Below are 14,938 nucleotides of genomic sequence, written 5' to 3' on the forward strand. Positions count from 1 at the left end.
TTATCCTCCCCCTTGATGGGGGAGGGTTAGGGTGGGGGTGAGTTTCTCACCCCACGGGGTAACTTCGTTCCCCAGCGGGGACCCCGATTAGGGGTATTAAATCTAAATCCCTGTTCTGCGATCTTTTGGCCGAAGGTCAAAAGGAACATTTAGCCCCTTCCCCTCTATCCCCTCCCACCAGGGGAGGGGAAGTTATTTGACTAAGACCACTTTCTTCGTTTGGTATGACGTTTCAGCCTCCACCCGGGCGAAATACACCCCTGCGGGGAGGTGGGAGGAGGGCGGGGAGGGCGTCCAGATGCCTTTGCCCTGGATAGTTTCGGTAAGCACGCGGCGGCCGTCGGCGGAGTAGAGGGTAAGGCGGGCCTCGCCTGGGACATCGTAGGCAAGGCGGTTGAGGGATGCTTCAAGTTTGATAGGGGATTCGGTGTGGATAGGAGATTCCATAACTCCTATGCCCATGTTCCAGTCGGTGATCATTGCAAAGGCCTCGAAGATGGTGTCGGTGTTGAAGCGGGAATACACCCAAACGAGGCGGTCGTCGCAGCAGGCAACCGCAGGAGGCTGAGTGTGGCCCCAACAGTTCACGGTATCCGCTCCCCAAGGCGGGGTGTACTCAAACAGGGTGGTGCGGCGTATCGGTTCGTTGTCCTGGATATATCCCAGTATCCCTCCACCATGATCCCAGGTACGCAGTTCTCCATCAGGGTAATCAGCGTAACTCCTTATGTGAGTGTAGGCAAAGCTGTCGTTAGGCGAAACAGCCGTGGAGTACCAGCCTTTTGAACCGCCATGGGCAAGCCATAGGGTATCCCACCATATCAGCCCGCGTATGGGATGGCGCGTCAGACCGCGATCGCTGAACACCCGACCTACAATAATCGGATAACCACTCGGATCTTTCCAGAACATCACGAAGCGGTCGTTATCCAGCCAGTAAGACTCAACCCGGGTGCCACTAGAGCTGTCCTCATTTACCAGATGCCCCATCGGCTCCCAGGGCAGGATTGATTCATCCCCGGCATCAAATACCTGAAACTTGGGATAGGATTGGCCAAGCTCATACTTATACCAGGTTACCACCAGGTCGCCTGCATCGTTCAGCGCCACACCAGGCCAGTTTAAACTGACATCATCAGGGAGATCGCCGTGAACCCTGAAGGGATCACCCTGCGGCCCGTCCTCGAAAGAATAACGCCTGGCGTAAATCGTATCACCATCCCAGACTATAGCAAACTCGCCCTGGTCGTTAAGACTCACCGCAACCGATCTGTTGGAGCCGTGAACGTATCCCTGATAGCCTGTCTGAGGAGAACCCAGGGGATTGCCGCTCGTGTCAAAAAGCTGTAAACGTAAAAAACCCTCATCAGGATTCGGATAAGGATGCTCTGTCCAGAGCAGGACGGTATTTCCTGCTGAATCCATGTCAAGATGGGAACCGCCGATCCGGTGGGTGTCCGCAACCTTGGTTATCTTGCAGGCATCGGTTAAGGGGTTCCCGTCCTGGTCAAAGAAACGCACGAAAAGCTCCCATTCACAGAAGGGGGGGTAATCAACCTGCAGGTGATCTTCCCACGCTATGGCAAAATGCCCGTCAGAGGCCATTGCCGCGCGAAGGCAAACCTGTTGATGGCCAGGCTCGGCCTCGGCAATACGAAAGGGCTCCACCAGAACACCACCGCACAGGGTTAAAGCTAAAAGACTTATATTTAACATCTCGACCTCCTTTTTGTTTAATTATAAGCCGGTTCTTGGGCAATGTCAAGAAAAGAGGAGGGGCAAAGCCCCTCCTCCAACCGTTTAGTTCAAGGCTGCGGCTCAAAAGGACTGAAGTATCTACGGTGGCCTGAACTGCCGCCGTCGCCTGTAAGGGCATTAAGGCCACCGGGAGTACTTGAAGTCACATCCCAGCGTGCTGAATAGGTTGGTATATTGGGTGGACACGACGGACACATAGTGTAGTCGAAGTAGTAAGTTTGTCCGCCTTGATCCTCCGTGTCCCAGGTGCCTGAAACTGAGGTCCATCTGGTTTCGGGGACACCATTCTTGTAGCGAACCGCGCTACCTGACCACGTACCGGCACCTTCTTTTGTGCCGCTCGTGCCAGTTTCCTTGTTTCCCGTGAAATTTCTAACTGAAAGGTCGATGGTGTCGCCATTCGCGCTTACGAACCGAAGAGCTACGGGCCAGATGAACGCAGAGAAGGTGTCCGTGGTGCCTCCGGTTACGGTTGAATCATAAGCTATGCCGTAGTAGTCACCGGTTTGCTGGTAGTCGTTGCCGCCGTAGGTAAGCGTTCCCGATATGAACAAGCTGTCCCAGGTTTCGTAATAACCGTAGGCACTTGTAGCGCCAACGAGCATCACCGCTATCGCGGCGATAATAAGGAGAGTCTTTTTAGACATTGTGTCCTCCTTTGTTTAGGTTTGTTTTTAGATATTCGGGGATTCCTGTATTTCCCCAATACCCTCCTCATAAGCTTATTGTATGAAAAAAGGAAGTTTTGTCAAGTGGTTTCAAGTCAGTTTAAATCTTTTACAAAAAAGTGGTATCAAATTTTTCCTTGAGGTGAGATGGTTGGGAGGATAGTGGTTACCAACCCTTGACTACTTGCGCTTTGCCCGTATAGTTTCTTGCCTAACCTTACCAAGGAGGAGTTCGATGGCAGTTTTCGGTTTTCACTGGTTGACATTTTTGGCGATTGTGGTGACCGCTGCCACCATCGTGGCTTCGATAATCTGGGCAATCGTGGCAAAGTCCAAAGGGGAGGGTAGCGATGGAGCTTAGCAGAAATCTGGTATATCTTCTGATCCTTGTTTGCTACCTTGTTGTCATTGTAGTTATCGGTTTAATAACCGGCCGGGGCGCGAAGAAAGGCACCGATTACTTCCTGGGCGGCCGCAGAATAGGCCCGTGGGTTACGGCGTTTTCGTTCGTTGCCGCGTACTACTCGTCGGTTCTCATCATCGGCGGCGGAGGATTCGGCTACAAGTTCGGCATGGCTTCGATCTGGGTCGGTGCAATCAACGTACTTGTGGGCTGTTTTTTGGCCTGGGCTGTGCTGGGTCGCAGGCTTCGCCGCATGACCCATAAACTGGACTCGATGACCGTTCCAGGCTTCTTTGCCGAGCGGTTCGGTTCGCCTTCCGCACGGTTATTCTCCGCGGCCATCATCATCCTCTTTTTGACCATCTACAACGTGGCCGTTCTCAAAGGGATGGGCAACACGCTTGAGGTGCTCATGGGCTGGCCCTACTGGGTTGCGGTGATTGTCTCAGGTGCCATAATCCTTCTCTACGTCGCGGTGGGCGGCTACCTGGCCGTTGTGTGGACGAGCTTCGTCCAGGCGTGGCTGATGATCTTCGGCCTTATATTTCTTACGGTGTTCGCTCTGATCCACGTCGGCGGGCTGGAGAATCTCAACTCCTCGCTTGCGGCAATCAACCCCGGTCTCATGAAAACACCCGGTGTCTGGGGCTGGGCAGGGCTCATAAGCTACTGTTTGATCGTGAGTTTCGGTGTGTGGGGGATGCCGCAGCTGGTGATTCGCTTCTACTCCATCAAAAAAGCCAACCTTCTGCGCTTAGGTACGGTGCTTGCCGTCGTCGGCGGCAGCATAGCGCTACTGCCCTATCTCAACGGTGCCATCGCCAGGGTGCTTTACCCGAACCTGGCCTCTATGTATCCCGGGGTTGCTGCAGGTAAGGTGGCCGACCTTGCCATACCTACCCTTGTAAGGAACGCGCTTCCCAACTGGGCGGGCGGACTTTTTCTTGCCGGGGTGATCGCCGCCGGGATGAGCACCTTTGCCGCTATACTCATAATCGTTTCATCTGCTGTGGTGCGCGACCTGGTTCAGAAGGGGATTCGCATCAAGATGAGCGAGCGCAAGCTGGTGATGTGGGGTCGTATCGTAAGTCTCGCGGCCGGACTTATATCGCTTTTGATCGCGCTGCGCCCGCCCGATCTGATCCTGGTGATAACCGCGTTCGCCTGGGCTGTTATCGCCTCCACCAACCTGTGGCCGACCCTTTTTGGGGTCTACTGGAAGCGCGCCTCAAAGGTCGGAGTGCTGGCCTCGATGATCTCAGGAGCCGGTGTGGCCCTTTTATGGCAGGCTCTTGCAAAGATCGGTTGGAAGCCGATCTCAGACTCCGGCATCCACGGCTTCATTCCCGCCATACTGGTGGGACTTCTAACCCTCATCGTCGTCTCCGCCTTCACCAAGAAGCCTGATCCTAAACGTCTGAAGCAGGCATTCGGAAAATAAAAAACCTCGTAGGGGCGGACTTTTAAGTCCGCCCGATTAAAGTAACGAACGCACCTAAAGGTACGTCCCTACGAGATGATGTCTACTGGATAGTCTCAATTCGCCAGATCTATCCAACGGGACAGCTAATAGGGGCATAATTCTTCCTTTGTCATCGCCACCTTCTCTAATATTGTCCTTATACCCTGGTAACTATCCTCTGACGCACGAACAAATCCGCTTGACATCTTTAGGCTAAGGGTTAGAATCGAGTAGAGACATAAAAGTCTACATAACAATAAGGAATTTAGATACATGAGAATTGAGAGGAGTTTAAGGTGAAATATGACGTGGTAATCATCGGTGCGGGGCCGGGAGGGTATCCGGCGGCGATAAGGCTTGCTCAGCTGGGAAAGAAGGTGCTGGTTGTCGAGAAGCAGGCAATCGGAGGGGTCTGTCTTAACTCCGGATGCATACCCACCAAGGCGTTGTGTCATGCGGCGGAGGTGCGGGCATCTTTGGGTTTCTTCCAGCGCATCGGTTTAGGGATAGGCGACACCGGACTTGAGTTCGCCAAGCTTCAGCAGTGGAAGGAGGGGGTCGTGACCAAGCTGGTCAAGGGGATCGAGTTCCTGTTCAAATCCAACGGTGTGCAGCTTCTTAAAGGCACTGCCAGGATAATCTCGCCGACCCGTGTTCAGGTAAAAGGCGAGGTTCTTCAGGATATCGATACGGATGCAATCATCGTAGCTACAGGTTCCACACCAACACCCTTGCCTGATATAGAGCCGGATAACGAGCGCATATTTTACGCCGAGCGCGCGCTTTTCTTTAAGCACGTTCCTCCATCAATGCTCGTTATCGGCGCAGGAGCCACCGGGCTTGAGATGGCGACCATCTACAACGCGTTCGGAACCAAGGTTACCATCGTCGAGATAATGGATCAGGTGCAGCCAGGGCTGGACAGAGAGATCGCCGAGAACCTGGCAAAACTCGTTCAAAGGCAGGGTATAGAGCTTCATCTCTCCTCCAAGGTCGCCTCCATCCAGAAGTCCGATGCGACTCTATCTGTGACTATCGAGTTACCTGACGGCCAGAGCGTCCAAAAGGAATTTGAAAAGCTCTTGCTGGCCGTAGGACGCAGGCCGGTTACCGACGGCCTGTGGTCTGAAGGCGTACCCATCGAGACCGACCAGAAGGGCTTTATTAAGGTCAATGAGAAACTCCAGACCTCGGTTCCAGACACCTACGCGATAGGAGATGTGACCGGGCCGCCGCTTCTTGCCCACCGCGCCACTCGCCAGGGTCTTGTGGCCGCAGAGGTGATCGCAGGGGAGGAGGGTGCCGCTTACGATCCCAAGGCGATGCCTGCGTGCATCTTTACCCTGCCGACCGTGGCTTCGGTTGGGATGAGCGAAGAACAGGCTTTCCAAGCCGGTTACGAGATCGAGGTCGGGCGTTTCCCCTACTCCGCCCTGGGCCGGGCAGCAACCCTGGGTGAGCGCGACGGATTCGTAAAGATCATCGCCGAGAAGGGCTCGGGATGTCTCCTGGGCATGCACGTCCTGGGCACAGGCGCGGACCTTATGATCGGCGAAGGCCTTCTTGGCCTTGAGCTGGATGCATCGGTTGAATCAATAGGCTCCTCCGTACATCCTCACCCTACGCTCCTCGAGGCGGTGATGGAGGCCGCGGAGAACGTAAAGAAAAGAGCAATTCATATCAAGAACTGAGTATTAGAAGAAGAACATAGGGGGCGAGTATGAGGCACCCTCTATGCTAAGGTCAGCTACTGCCTAACCTATACGAGTTTTGTATAGACTGGCTTATCGTGTGTCAAGTTCCCTGCACGATCATTGTAGAATTGGACTTGTGCTAAGTAAGCAGTAGCTCCTATGTTGCTTGCTCGCGATTTGATGTTGCGTGTTTCGTCAGAACTTAGGTTGGCTGGGGTTGAGGGAGATAAAGCGGATTTTACTTGGACAAGATATAGAGGAGTTGTTTTTAGTAGCCTCTATGTCTGTTGAACCGGGTAGTCTGGTGTTTTGCAACACAGCCCACCCTTTAGCTCGGAGATCTTCTCTTACGACGGCTTCTCCGCGGGAGCCTACGTTTTGTGAAAACGATGTTTGATACATGTGTCTCCTTTATGTTTATGTGTTTACAATAGCCCCATTAGGGCTTCTTTCGGCGTAAGGCCTTATATCATCTCCTCCTTTCGGTTGGCAGATGGGGAAGTATTTCGATTCGTTTAAGATTCGCGCCCTGTCCTCCCAACTTATCCATCTGCCCCATAGAACACATTATAAGACAAATTCTTACTGCGTCAAATTGCAGAAGTCGAAAAACGAGACTTAAGTGTCTTCTAAAAAGTAACTTGGGTTATTGGGCAAACTTAAGCGCTTTTCTTTTTCCTGCGATCTTTTTGACCCTCCGGGTCAAAAAGGAGCATGTATTCGCCTTGACACAGCCCCAAAAAATCCTATAGTTATATGTTGTAGTATGGGAAGGATGCTCCACGGAGGAGAGCATCCCAAGCGGCGAGGCCGCACCCTGATGAACGTTAAGCTCCGTAAACATAGAGGTTGAATTGAGACTCACAAGTAATAAGAGACCTGCTCACGGAAGGGCATACCTTCTGGCCCTGGCCTTAGTAGCAGTGTTTGGGCTCGTTCTCACTGGATGTGAGTTTGAGTATTGGCCTGGCAGCCCAGAACCTTTCCTTGACGAAGGTGACGAGGAGACGTTCTATCTCTATGCCGCTCAGCATCACCGGGTTGGCGAACTCCTCGTCTGGAATGACAGTAGCTTTCTCTACGTGAAGTACGTTACAGACGAGGGCTATGATATGTCCGAGACCCACCTGCACGTTGACCCTCAATCTGATTCCATTCCGCAGGCGAATGGTAATCCGATTCCGGGTCGGTTTGACTACAAGGAAGAACACGATCCGCGCGTGAACGAATACACCTACGAGGTAGAATGGGACTCCACCTGGGACGGAAAGGATCTCAACATAGCAGCACATGCCATGGTCTGGGGGGTCTATGACGACACTACGGATGCCGACACCACGGAGGAGACTGCATGGGCCCGCATGTACGACGATCCTGAAGACTTCACCCACGAGTTCCCAGGCAAGAACTGGGCTACCTACGTAACCTACGAGCCCGAGGAGGGCGATGGGGATTGAGGTCTGAGCTTACAGAGGGGACTTTAGCCTCCCTGTTTTTTTAAGAAGATTTACCTTTTGGTCGTCTAATAAAGGAAAATTCAGCTAAAGTCGGCCTCTTTTTCCTTAACATTGCACCAGGATGATTATTCTCTTCATATCTCTACCCTCTCCGGCCAAGGCTCCTTCATGGCAAGCGACCATACCTTGTTGATGTAGTTGAGTATAAAGTAGTTCTGCATCAGATGCAGCCAGAACGCCCCTCTCTCCGTCAAGGAGATATGCTCCTCATCCTGGACACATAGTCCCAATGCCTTTGCCAATACTAGCAAGCGGCGGATCTTCTTATCCCTTGATCCGAACAGTTCACGGAGGCGCCTTTTGGGTATATAAGTGTCGTAGAACCGCCAGTAGAGCCAGTAATACATCGCAATGGATTCTGAAACTTCCATCTTCAACGCTACCGGTAGTCTCTGAGCAAGAGAGGCCTTGATATATTCACTGACGGAGAACGTGTTGAAGTAGAATACCCCTGGCAGATACGAAGCGGCGCCTGCCCCAAGGCCGATATAGCTCTCCCTTGTTACAGATGAGTATCGGGGAAGATCGCCCCGCTTGAAACCCCACACAGATACTCGCCGGAAACCATTGGCCACACAGTAATCATGTATGGCCTTGTACATCCTTCGCCGGGTAACGATGCCGGGCATCTTGACACTTTTCAGCTTAAGATACTTCCCGACCGTGGAGTAGGGAAAGGTAAAGAGAGGATATGTGGTTATCTGATCCACGCCGAGCTCAATCGCCCTTTTTATATCGGAGATCGCCTCCTTGACAGTCTGTCCAGGCAATGCGAACATGAGATCAACATTGACCGTTTTGAAACCGGCGGACATGACCTTACTTATCGCAGGATACAAAATACCTGCTGTGTAATCCCTGCCGATTAACTTGAGGTATCCCTCGTTGAAACTCTGCACCCCCAAGCTGATCAGGCTGAACCCGTATCTGAGCAGCTTGCCCAGGGTTTCGTCGTTGATATCGAAAGGGGTAGTTTCTATATACAGATCACCAGATACGGTGAAGTTATCCCTGATTATTTCTATAATTATACCTAACTCGTCGATAAGATTTGTAGGGGTACCGCCGCCTACGTAAATAGATGGTACCTCAATCCTCCCTAAGCGATTATGATACTGCTTTATTTCAGTCAGAATCGCCTTACGATAAGGTTTGGCCAGGGTCTTGTCGTATTCTACCTTGTTGTAGGGACAGTAGGGACACATGCTCTTGCAGAAAGGAATGTGGATGTATAGATCACTCGTGCTTATAGACGGCAGATGGATAGCCCCAGCCGCTTTGAAGAGATACCGAGAACCCAGGCCTGTAAAATATCTCCTTACAAGATCCGTGATACTTCCACTCACTATACTTGGACGCAACTTCTCACCTCCCTGTTGAGCCCGAAAGGAAGGGATTCTTCCCCGTCAAAAAATCAATTTTGCTGAATCTGCCCGCAGACTGTGGAAACCTTCCCTTCATCTTGACTTTGCTCAAATAATTCCTATAATAATGGTATGAAAATGAAACCCAAACGAGGAGGATAAGATGATCAAACCAGGAGACAAGGCTCCGGATTTTACCCTCAAGGACTCCGAAGGTAATCCGATAAAACTGTCCGACATGAAGGGTTCCTGGGTGGTTTTGTACTTCTATCCCAAGGACGCGACCCCGGGCTGCACTACCGAGGCCTTGCAATTCACCCAGCACATCGCGGATTTCAAGAATGCGAACGCCCAGGTCCTTGGCGTGAGTGCGGACTCGTGCGAGAGCCACCAGCGCTTCATGGTGAAGTTCGACCTCAAGGTCAAGCTTTTATCCGACCCCCAGCACAAGGTCTTGGAACGCTACAGCGCCTGGGGTGAGAAAAAGCTCTACGGCAAGATATTTATGGGTATCAACCGCTCGACGGTGCTTATCGATCCCGAAGGCAAGATAGCCCACCACTGGCCCAATGTCAAGGCCGACGGTCACGCAGAAGAAGTAAAGGCGAAGCTCACTGAACTTCAAAAATAGTCCCGACACTCAGGGGGCGAGGGAGTTGTGTGTTACGGGCGAGGAGGAAGAATGGATGTTAAAGAAGCGATTGAGAAAAGAAGGGCTTATCGTTCATTGGAACCGGCAGAGATTACCCCAGAGATACTCACCGAGCTCGGCGACGCAGCTCGGCTGTCGCCGTCCTGCTTCAACAACCAGCCCTGGCGGTATGTTTTCGTTTATGAGCCGGACGCGCTCCGCGCGATGCACGAGGCGTTATCCCGCGGCAACGAGTGGGCGACTGAAGGTTCCATGATCGTCGTGGTCACTGCAAAGAGGAATGCCGACTGTGTCATTAAAGACAGAGAGTACTACGCGTTCGACACCGGAATGGCCACGGCGTTTATTATCCTGCGCGCCACCGAAATGGGGCTGGTCGCTCATCCCATAGCCGGATACAGTCCAAGCAAGACACGCGAGATCCTGGGTATCCCCGATGACGTTGATGTCCTCGCCCTGGTCATAGTTGGCAAGAAGTCCGAAGAAATCAACGAGTTACTCTCGGAAGATCAGGCAAAGAAAGAAAAACAGAGGCCTGAGCGGCTTGGATTGGAAAAGATCATCCATCACAACCGATTCAAGGTTGAGGGTCAGGGGGGTTAAAAGCTATGTGATGGGATGATTTTCATCCCCAGGTGGTTTTGGCGTCCATGCCTTTACCCTCTTACCCTGCGATCTTTTACCCCTCCGGGGCACAGGTGTCCGAAGGGCAAAGGAGCATCCATCCGTGGTCCCCGCACGGCTGCGAAGTAACCGTGTGGGGTAGACTTGACATCCAGCAAATCTATATTATTATAATTATAGAGAGGATGGCGTCTGTCTCAGGGACGACCTGGGACGAGCTTAAGGCGCCGGTTCTGTGTGGTTGAGTATTAGGATCGGAAAACAAATAAGAGGCAAAAGGAGGTTCAAATGGTTAGGAAGTGTCTTTTCTTCCCCATAATAACTACGATAGTGTTAGTCGTCCCTGTAATATCCCCTGCCGGCTGGCTGCGCACCTACGGCGGTGAAGGCGATGATTGGGGTTCGTGCGTTCAGCAAACCTCGGACGGCGGCTGTATCGTTGTCGGTTACACCGAATCTTTCGTGGACCCAAGCGGCGATATCTGGCTTTTGAAGTTCAACCAAGCAGGCGATACCCTCTGGACGAAAGTCTACGGCGACACAGGTGCCGATTACGGCTACTGCGTTCAGCAAACTTCGGACGGCGGATACGTAATAGCCTCAAGCATTGGATTTTTTAAAACAGATAATCAAGGTGAGATGGAGTGGATTAAGCCTTACCCATCCAAATACGTTGATTTAACTGACGATAGTGGCTATATACTTGGGGGGCCAAGTGCTCGGCTTGTAAAGATGAACTCAGCTGGAGAGACCGTCTGGACCAAAGAATTCGAAGAGGATCTCTACTCCTACATCAGCTGTGTACGCCAAACCTCGGATGGAGGGTACATCGTTACCGGGCATCAAACAGAAATAGGATTGACGGATGCATATCTTCTGGATTATGCATGGTTCTTAAAAACGGATAGCATGGGAGAGAAGTTATGGGAGATATCCTACCAGGGCGATGCGACGACTTGTGGATATTCAGCTTGCCAGATCACCGACGGCGGATATGTGTTTGCTGGTGATCATGTAGGATGGGCCGCATCTGTCCACTATCTTTTATTAATTAAAACAGATGCCCAAGGCGATTGGGAGTGGTTCTATGACCGGGATAGTGACAACAGGAAGGAAAATCATACTGCCTACGGTGTTGCTCCCTCATCGGATGGAGGATGCGTGGTTACTGGTGAATATTGGTATACTCTCATGAAAGTTAACAATGAAGGGACTATCGATTGGAAGCATACCTATCCTTTCAAGGGAATGTCAATCCAGCAAACGGAAGATGGCGGCTATATATTAACCGGTATTGGTAGCGGCGATCTTCATCTTCTTAAGACTGACTGGAACGGCGATCTTTACCTTCTAAAGACTAACGCTTCGGGCGACACGCTAGGCATCGCAGAGCAACCTGGAGTCTTCGAGCCGTCTAACTGGGAATTGGTTTCACCGGTAGGCAATCGGGTCATCCTTCAATACCACGATATACCCCAGGGCTTCCACGCCTGCGTCTTCGACGCGGCTGGCCGCAAGGTGGACGAGATTTACGCAGCAGGTTCGTCGGGAACCATCAGTTGGGGTGATGGTTACGGGTCGGGTGTTTACTTCATCCTTGTTAGCGGCGTAACTGATAAAGGCGCGGCACACATCGTGCTTATCCGTTAAAGGAGGAACAGATGAGATATCCTGTGCTCGGTGCTTTAATGGTCTGGGCGATGTTTCTTTGCCCTCAAACCGGCCAGGCAGGCTGGACACGGATCTACGGGGGAGAGGCAGATGACGGTGGATACTGTGTAAGCCAGACCTCAGACGGTGGATACATCGTAAGCGGTTACTCGTACTCCTCAAACAGCCTGTGGATTCTAAAGACCGATGAATATGGCGATACGCTCTGGACGCGTGACTCTGCAGATTGGCGGATAGGTAAAGGCTACTCGGTACAAGAGACCGCCGACGGCGGCTGGATCGTGACCGGCTACGTGGCGCCGTTCAGGGACGGAAAGCATCATCTGTATCTAATCAAGCTTGACTCAGAGGGCCAGGTGCTCTGGACACGCGGCGATTGGGAGTGGATCAACGAACCCGTAGGGGGGGTGGGTTATTCGGTGCGACAGACCTCTGACGGCGGCTACATCATTGCAGGCGCCACCTCGCCCTGGTTCGGAGAGATCGAGGACCTGTGGCTGATAAAGACCGATGCGGCAGGCGACACCCTCTGGACTCGCATCTACGGCGGTGAAGGCCCAGACTGTGGCTGCTCGGTACGCGAAGCCTCAGACGGCGGCTACATCGTCGCAGGTTATACCAGCACCGACTTGAGTCTGTGGCTTTTAAGAACTGATGAGAACGGAGATACCGTGTGGACATCAGGTCTTGAGGGGTGGTGGTACGGCAAGGGCTACTCGGTCACCGAGACCTCAGACGGCGGCTGGATCGTAACCGGATACGTAGAGCCTTTCGATGACGCCAAGCACCACCTCATCGTTGCAAGGATGGATTCCGACGGGGACACGCTCTGGACCCGTATGGAGCAAGGATGGTTCCCTAACGGGGCAGGAGGTGTTGGCCGATGCATCCAGGAAACCTCTGATAACAACTTTATACTTACCGGCTACACCTCGGAGTGGATCGGGGATACAAACGACCTGTTTCTTGTTAAGTTGAACCCTGCAGGCGACACGTTGTGGACGCGTATCTACGGCGGAGAGGCTGAGGACGCGGGTTATTCGGCAGATCAAACTTCAGACGGAGGCTATATTATTACAGGAGCGACTAAATCCTTCAGTGTAGACGGCTACGATCTTTGGCTCCTTAAGACCAATTCCCTCGGTGACACTTTGAGCGGCATCGAGGAATCTGTTATTGATTTAGCATCGAACTGGCACATCCTCTCACCTGTTGGTCGCGAGATAGTGCTGAGATACGAGGATAGTTCTCAAGGCTTTCATGCCAACATATTTGACGCCACTGGCCGTAAGGTTGACGAAATGCATTCAGATCAGTCATCGGGTGTTATTAACTGGGGCGAGGGCTACTCAACTGGAGTGTATTTCATCAAGGTGGAGTTAGATACGTCAGGCTCAGCCCAGAAGGTCGTTTTGATGAAATAAGAGGTTGCGATCTTTTGGCCGTCAGGCCAAAAGGAGCATTGTAAAAAGGAGGAGACATGAAACGTTTTGTGTTGTTTTCAGGGGTGGCGTTGGTGGTCATCCTGTTCCCCCAATCCGTTCAGGCGGGCTGGACCCGTACCTATGGCGGCCCAGTTGATGATGTTGGTTACTGCGTTGAACAAACACGAGACTTAGGATACATAATTTGCGGTGCCTCGTGGCAGCCTCGATGGAATCTCATAAAAACGAACCAAACCGGAGATACCCTCTGGACCCACATTGCAGATTATTGCTACTGGGTAGAGCAGACCTCTGACGGAGGATATATCGTGACTGGAGAGGCCCTTATCGATGACGGAAAGTACCACATCTTCTTACTCAAGACTGATTCTTTGGGTAATACCCTTTGGTATCGGGAAGATTTTGCAGGGGATTCCATTTCGGATACCGTAAGTGGAGTAGGTTTATCTGTCCAAGAGACCTCAGACGGCGGATACATCATTACCGGGCATAAGTCGCTTTGGTTAGAGGAGATAGGAGACCTCTGGTTAATCAAAACCGATTCCTTGGGTAATACCCTTTGGACACGTGTCTACGGCGCAGACGGCCCTGACTGCGGTTGCTGTGTGCGCCAGACCTCAGACGGAGGCTACATCATCAGCGGTTACTCGGAGTCCTTGCAGAGCCTGTGGCTCCTGAAGACCGATGAGGCAGGCGACACCGTGTGGACGCAGAGTTCGTCTGGATGGGTGCTAGGCAGAGGTTACTGCGTTCAGCAAACCTCGGACGAAGGCTACATTCTAACCGGCTCTATAGCCCCCTTCTACGATGGAAAGAATCATCTCTTCCTGCTCAAGACGGATTCAACGGGCGATACGCTTTGGACTCGAATTGACATAGGATGGCTTTCTCCAGCCGGAGGTGGAGTAGGCCGCTGTATCCAGCAAACCCCGGATGACGGCTACATCATCACTGGATATACGTCGGAGTGGTACGATGAGATAGATGACCTTTGGCTGATTAAGACGGATTCGGAGGGCGATACCCTGTGGACCCGCATCTACGGCGGCGAAGCAGAAGACCTGGGGCATTGTGTGGATCAGACCGCAGACGGAGGCTATATCGTGACAGGGGCGACAAAATCCTTCGGTGCAGGGGGCTACGACATCTGGCTCCTCAAGACCGATGCCAACGGAGATACCCTGGGAATAGTGGAAGAACCGCCCGTAACACCCGTAACACATCCATCCAATTGGCGGCTCCGAGCTTCGGTCGGACAGCAAATCGTCCTTCAATACTCGGATTTCCCTCACGGCTTTCATGCGCAGGTCTTTGACGCCACGGGCCGCAAGGTTGATGAGCTGCACTCCGTAAGTCCATCAGGCACACTTACTTGGGGCGAGGATGACGGGTGTTACAGCCCAGGGGTTTACTTCATCAGATCGTCATCGGAGGAGCCGTCGGTAACGCAGAAGGTTATTCTCATAAAGTAGCGCGAACCTCAATCTGCCCCGCTCAGACATCAGGTGATGTATGGGCAAGGCTGAATTGCAGATTGTCCACGACATCGTTGCCCCCAACGGCCTGCTACAACCACTCCTCGTCATCCCTACGGTAGAGGCACATGAACAGGTTAAGAAGCTTAACCGTCCTTTCTCCTCTATCTAATTGATAATAACGACCTTACGCACCGCCTTGAAC

Annotated in this window: 11 protein-coding genes; 8 read left to right on the forward strand and 3 right to left on the reverse strand. The window is 52.3% G+C overall.

From position 1 onward, the window contains the following. Positions 1 to 192 precede the first annotated feature (192 nt). Together CEE36_10845 and CEE36_10850 are read right to left on the reverse strand one after the other, a co-directional pair. Positions 193 to 1,716, reverse strand: coding sequence for a hypothetical protein (locus tag CEE36_10845; GenBank protein ID TKJ38000.1), 1,524 nt, complete (start codon positions 1,714 to 1,716; stop codon positions 193 to 195). An 89-nt stretch (positions 1,717 to 1,805) separates the two neighbouring features. After that, positions 1,806 to 2,405, reverse strand: coding sequence for a hypothetical protein (locus CEE36_10850; GenBank protein TKJ38001.1), 600 nt, complete (start codon positions 2,403 to 2,405; stop codon positions 1,806 to 1,808). Positions 2,406 to 2,776: 371 nt separating this feature from the next. Here CEE36_10850 and CEE36_10855 point away from each other — a divergent pair, with 371 nt between their 5' ends. From CEE36_10855 to CEE36_10865, 3 genes are all read left to right on the forward strand, one after another. After that, positions 2,777 to 4,270 (forward strand): hypothetical protein, encoded by a 1,494-nt coding sequence (locus CEE36_10855; protein ID TKJ38002.1) that lies wholly within the window; start codon positions 2,777 to 2,779, stop codon positions 4,268 to 4,270. A gap of 317 nt (positions 4,271 to 4,587) precedes the next feature. Then, a complete protein-coding gene (gene lpdA, locus CEE36_10860) occupies positions 4,588 to 5,982 on the forward strand; it encodes a dihydrolipoyl dehydrogenase (protein ID TKJ38003.1) in 1,395 nt (464 codons plus the stop codon). A gap of 857 nt (positions 5,983 to 6,839) precedes the next feature. Further along, complete coding sequence (locus CEE36_10865; protein ID TKJ38004.1) at positions 6,840 to 7,442, forward strand: hypothetical protein; 603 nt, start codon at positions 6,840 to 6,842, stop codon at positions 7,440 to 7,442. Between the two features lie 134 nt (positions 7,443 to 7,576). Here CEE36_10865 and CEE36_10870 read toward each other — a convergent pair whose 3' ends face one another. Further along, positions 7,577 to 8,707, reverse strand: a complete 1,131-nt coding sequence (locus tag CEE36_10870; protein TKJ38005.1) for a hypothetical protein — start codon at positions 8,705 to 8,707, stop codon at positions 7,577 to 7,579. Positions 8,708 to 9,029: 322 nt separating this feature from the next. Between CEE36_10870 and CEE36_10875 the strand changes: the two genes are divergently transcribed. The 5 genes from CEE36_10875 to CEE36_10895 all read left to right on the forward strand — a co-directional run bounded on the left by CEE36_10875 (position 9,030) and on the right by CEE36_10895 (position 14,730). Continuing rightward, positions 9,030 to 9,497, forward strand: coding sequence for a thioredoxin-dependent thiol peroxidase (locus CEE36_10875; protein TKJ38006.1), 468 nt, complete (start codon positions 9,030 to 9,032; stop codon positions 9,495 to 9,497). A gap of 51 nt (positions 9,498 to 9,548) precedes the next feature. Next, a complete protein-coding gene (locus CEE36_10880) occupies positions 9,549 to 10,121 on the forward strand; it encodes a nitroreductase (protein TKJ38007.1) in 573 nt (190 codons plus the stop codon). 309 nt (positions 10,122 to 10,430) lie between these two features. Beyond that, positions 10,431 to 11,792, forward strand: coding sequence for a hypothetical protein (locus CEE36_10885; protein TKJ38008.1), 1,362 nt, complete (start codon positions 10,431 to 10,433; stop codon positions 11,790 to 11,792). 11 nt (positions 11,793 to 11,803) lie between these two features. Beyond that, entirely contained in the window at positions 11,804 to 13,237 is a 1,434-nt protein-coding gene (locus CEE36_10890) for a hypothetical protein (protein ID TKJ38009.1), read from the forward strand. 56 nt (positions 13,238 to 13,293) lie between these two features. After that, positions 13,294 to 14,730, forward strand: coding sequence for a hypothetical protein (locus CEE36_10895; protein ID TKJ38010.1), 1,437 nt, complete (start codon positions 13,294 to 13,296; stop codon positions 14,728 to 14,730). The last annotated feature ends 208 nt before the right edge of the window (positions 14,731 to 14,938 follow it).

The sequence above is a fragment of the candidate division TA06 bacterium B3_TA06 genome (genome assembly GCA_005223075.1).
Taxonomy (GTDB): domain Bacteria; phylum Hydrothermota; class Tepidihabitantia; order B3-TA06; family B3-TA06; genus B3-TA06.

Bases quoted from the DNA above. Each gene is read 5' to 3' on its own strand.
- CEE36_10845 (TKJ38000.1), bottom strand. From the start codon at position 1,716: ATGTTAAATATAAGTCTTTTAGCTTTAACCCTGTGCGGTGGTGTTCTG.
- CEE36_10850 (TKJ38001.1), bottom strand. From the start codon at position 2,405: ATGTCTAAAAAGACTCTCCTTATTATCGCCGCGATAGCGGTGATGCTC.
- CEE36_10855 (TKJ38002.1), top strand. From the start codon at position 2,777: ATGGAGCTTAGCAGAAATCTGGTATATCTTCTGATCCTTGTTTGCTAC.
- CEE36_10870 (TKJ38005.1), bottom strand. From the start codon at position 8,707: ATGTGTCCCTACTGTCCCTACAACAAGGTAGAATACGACAAGACCCTG.
- CEE36_10875 (TKJ38006.1), top strand. From the start codon at position 9,030: ATGATCAAACCAGGAGACAAGGCTCCGGATTTTACCCTCAAGGACTCC.
- CEE36_10880 (TKJ38007.1), top strand. From the start codon at position 9,549: ATGGATGTTAAAGAAGCGATTGAGAAAAGAAGGGCTTATCGTTCATTG.
- CEE36_10885 (TKJ38008.1), top strand. From the start codon at position 10,431: ATGGTTAGGAAGTGTCTTTTCTTCCCCATAATAACTACGATAGTGTTA.
- CEE36_10890 (TKJ38009.1), top strand. From the start codon at position 11,804: ATGAGATATCCTGTGCTCGGTGCTTTAATGGTCTGGGCGATGTTTCTT.
- CEE36_10895 (TKJ38010.1), top strand. From the start codon at position 13,294: ATGAAACGTTTTGTGTTGTTTTCAGGGGTGGCGTTGGTGGTCATCCTG.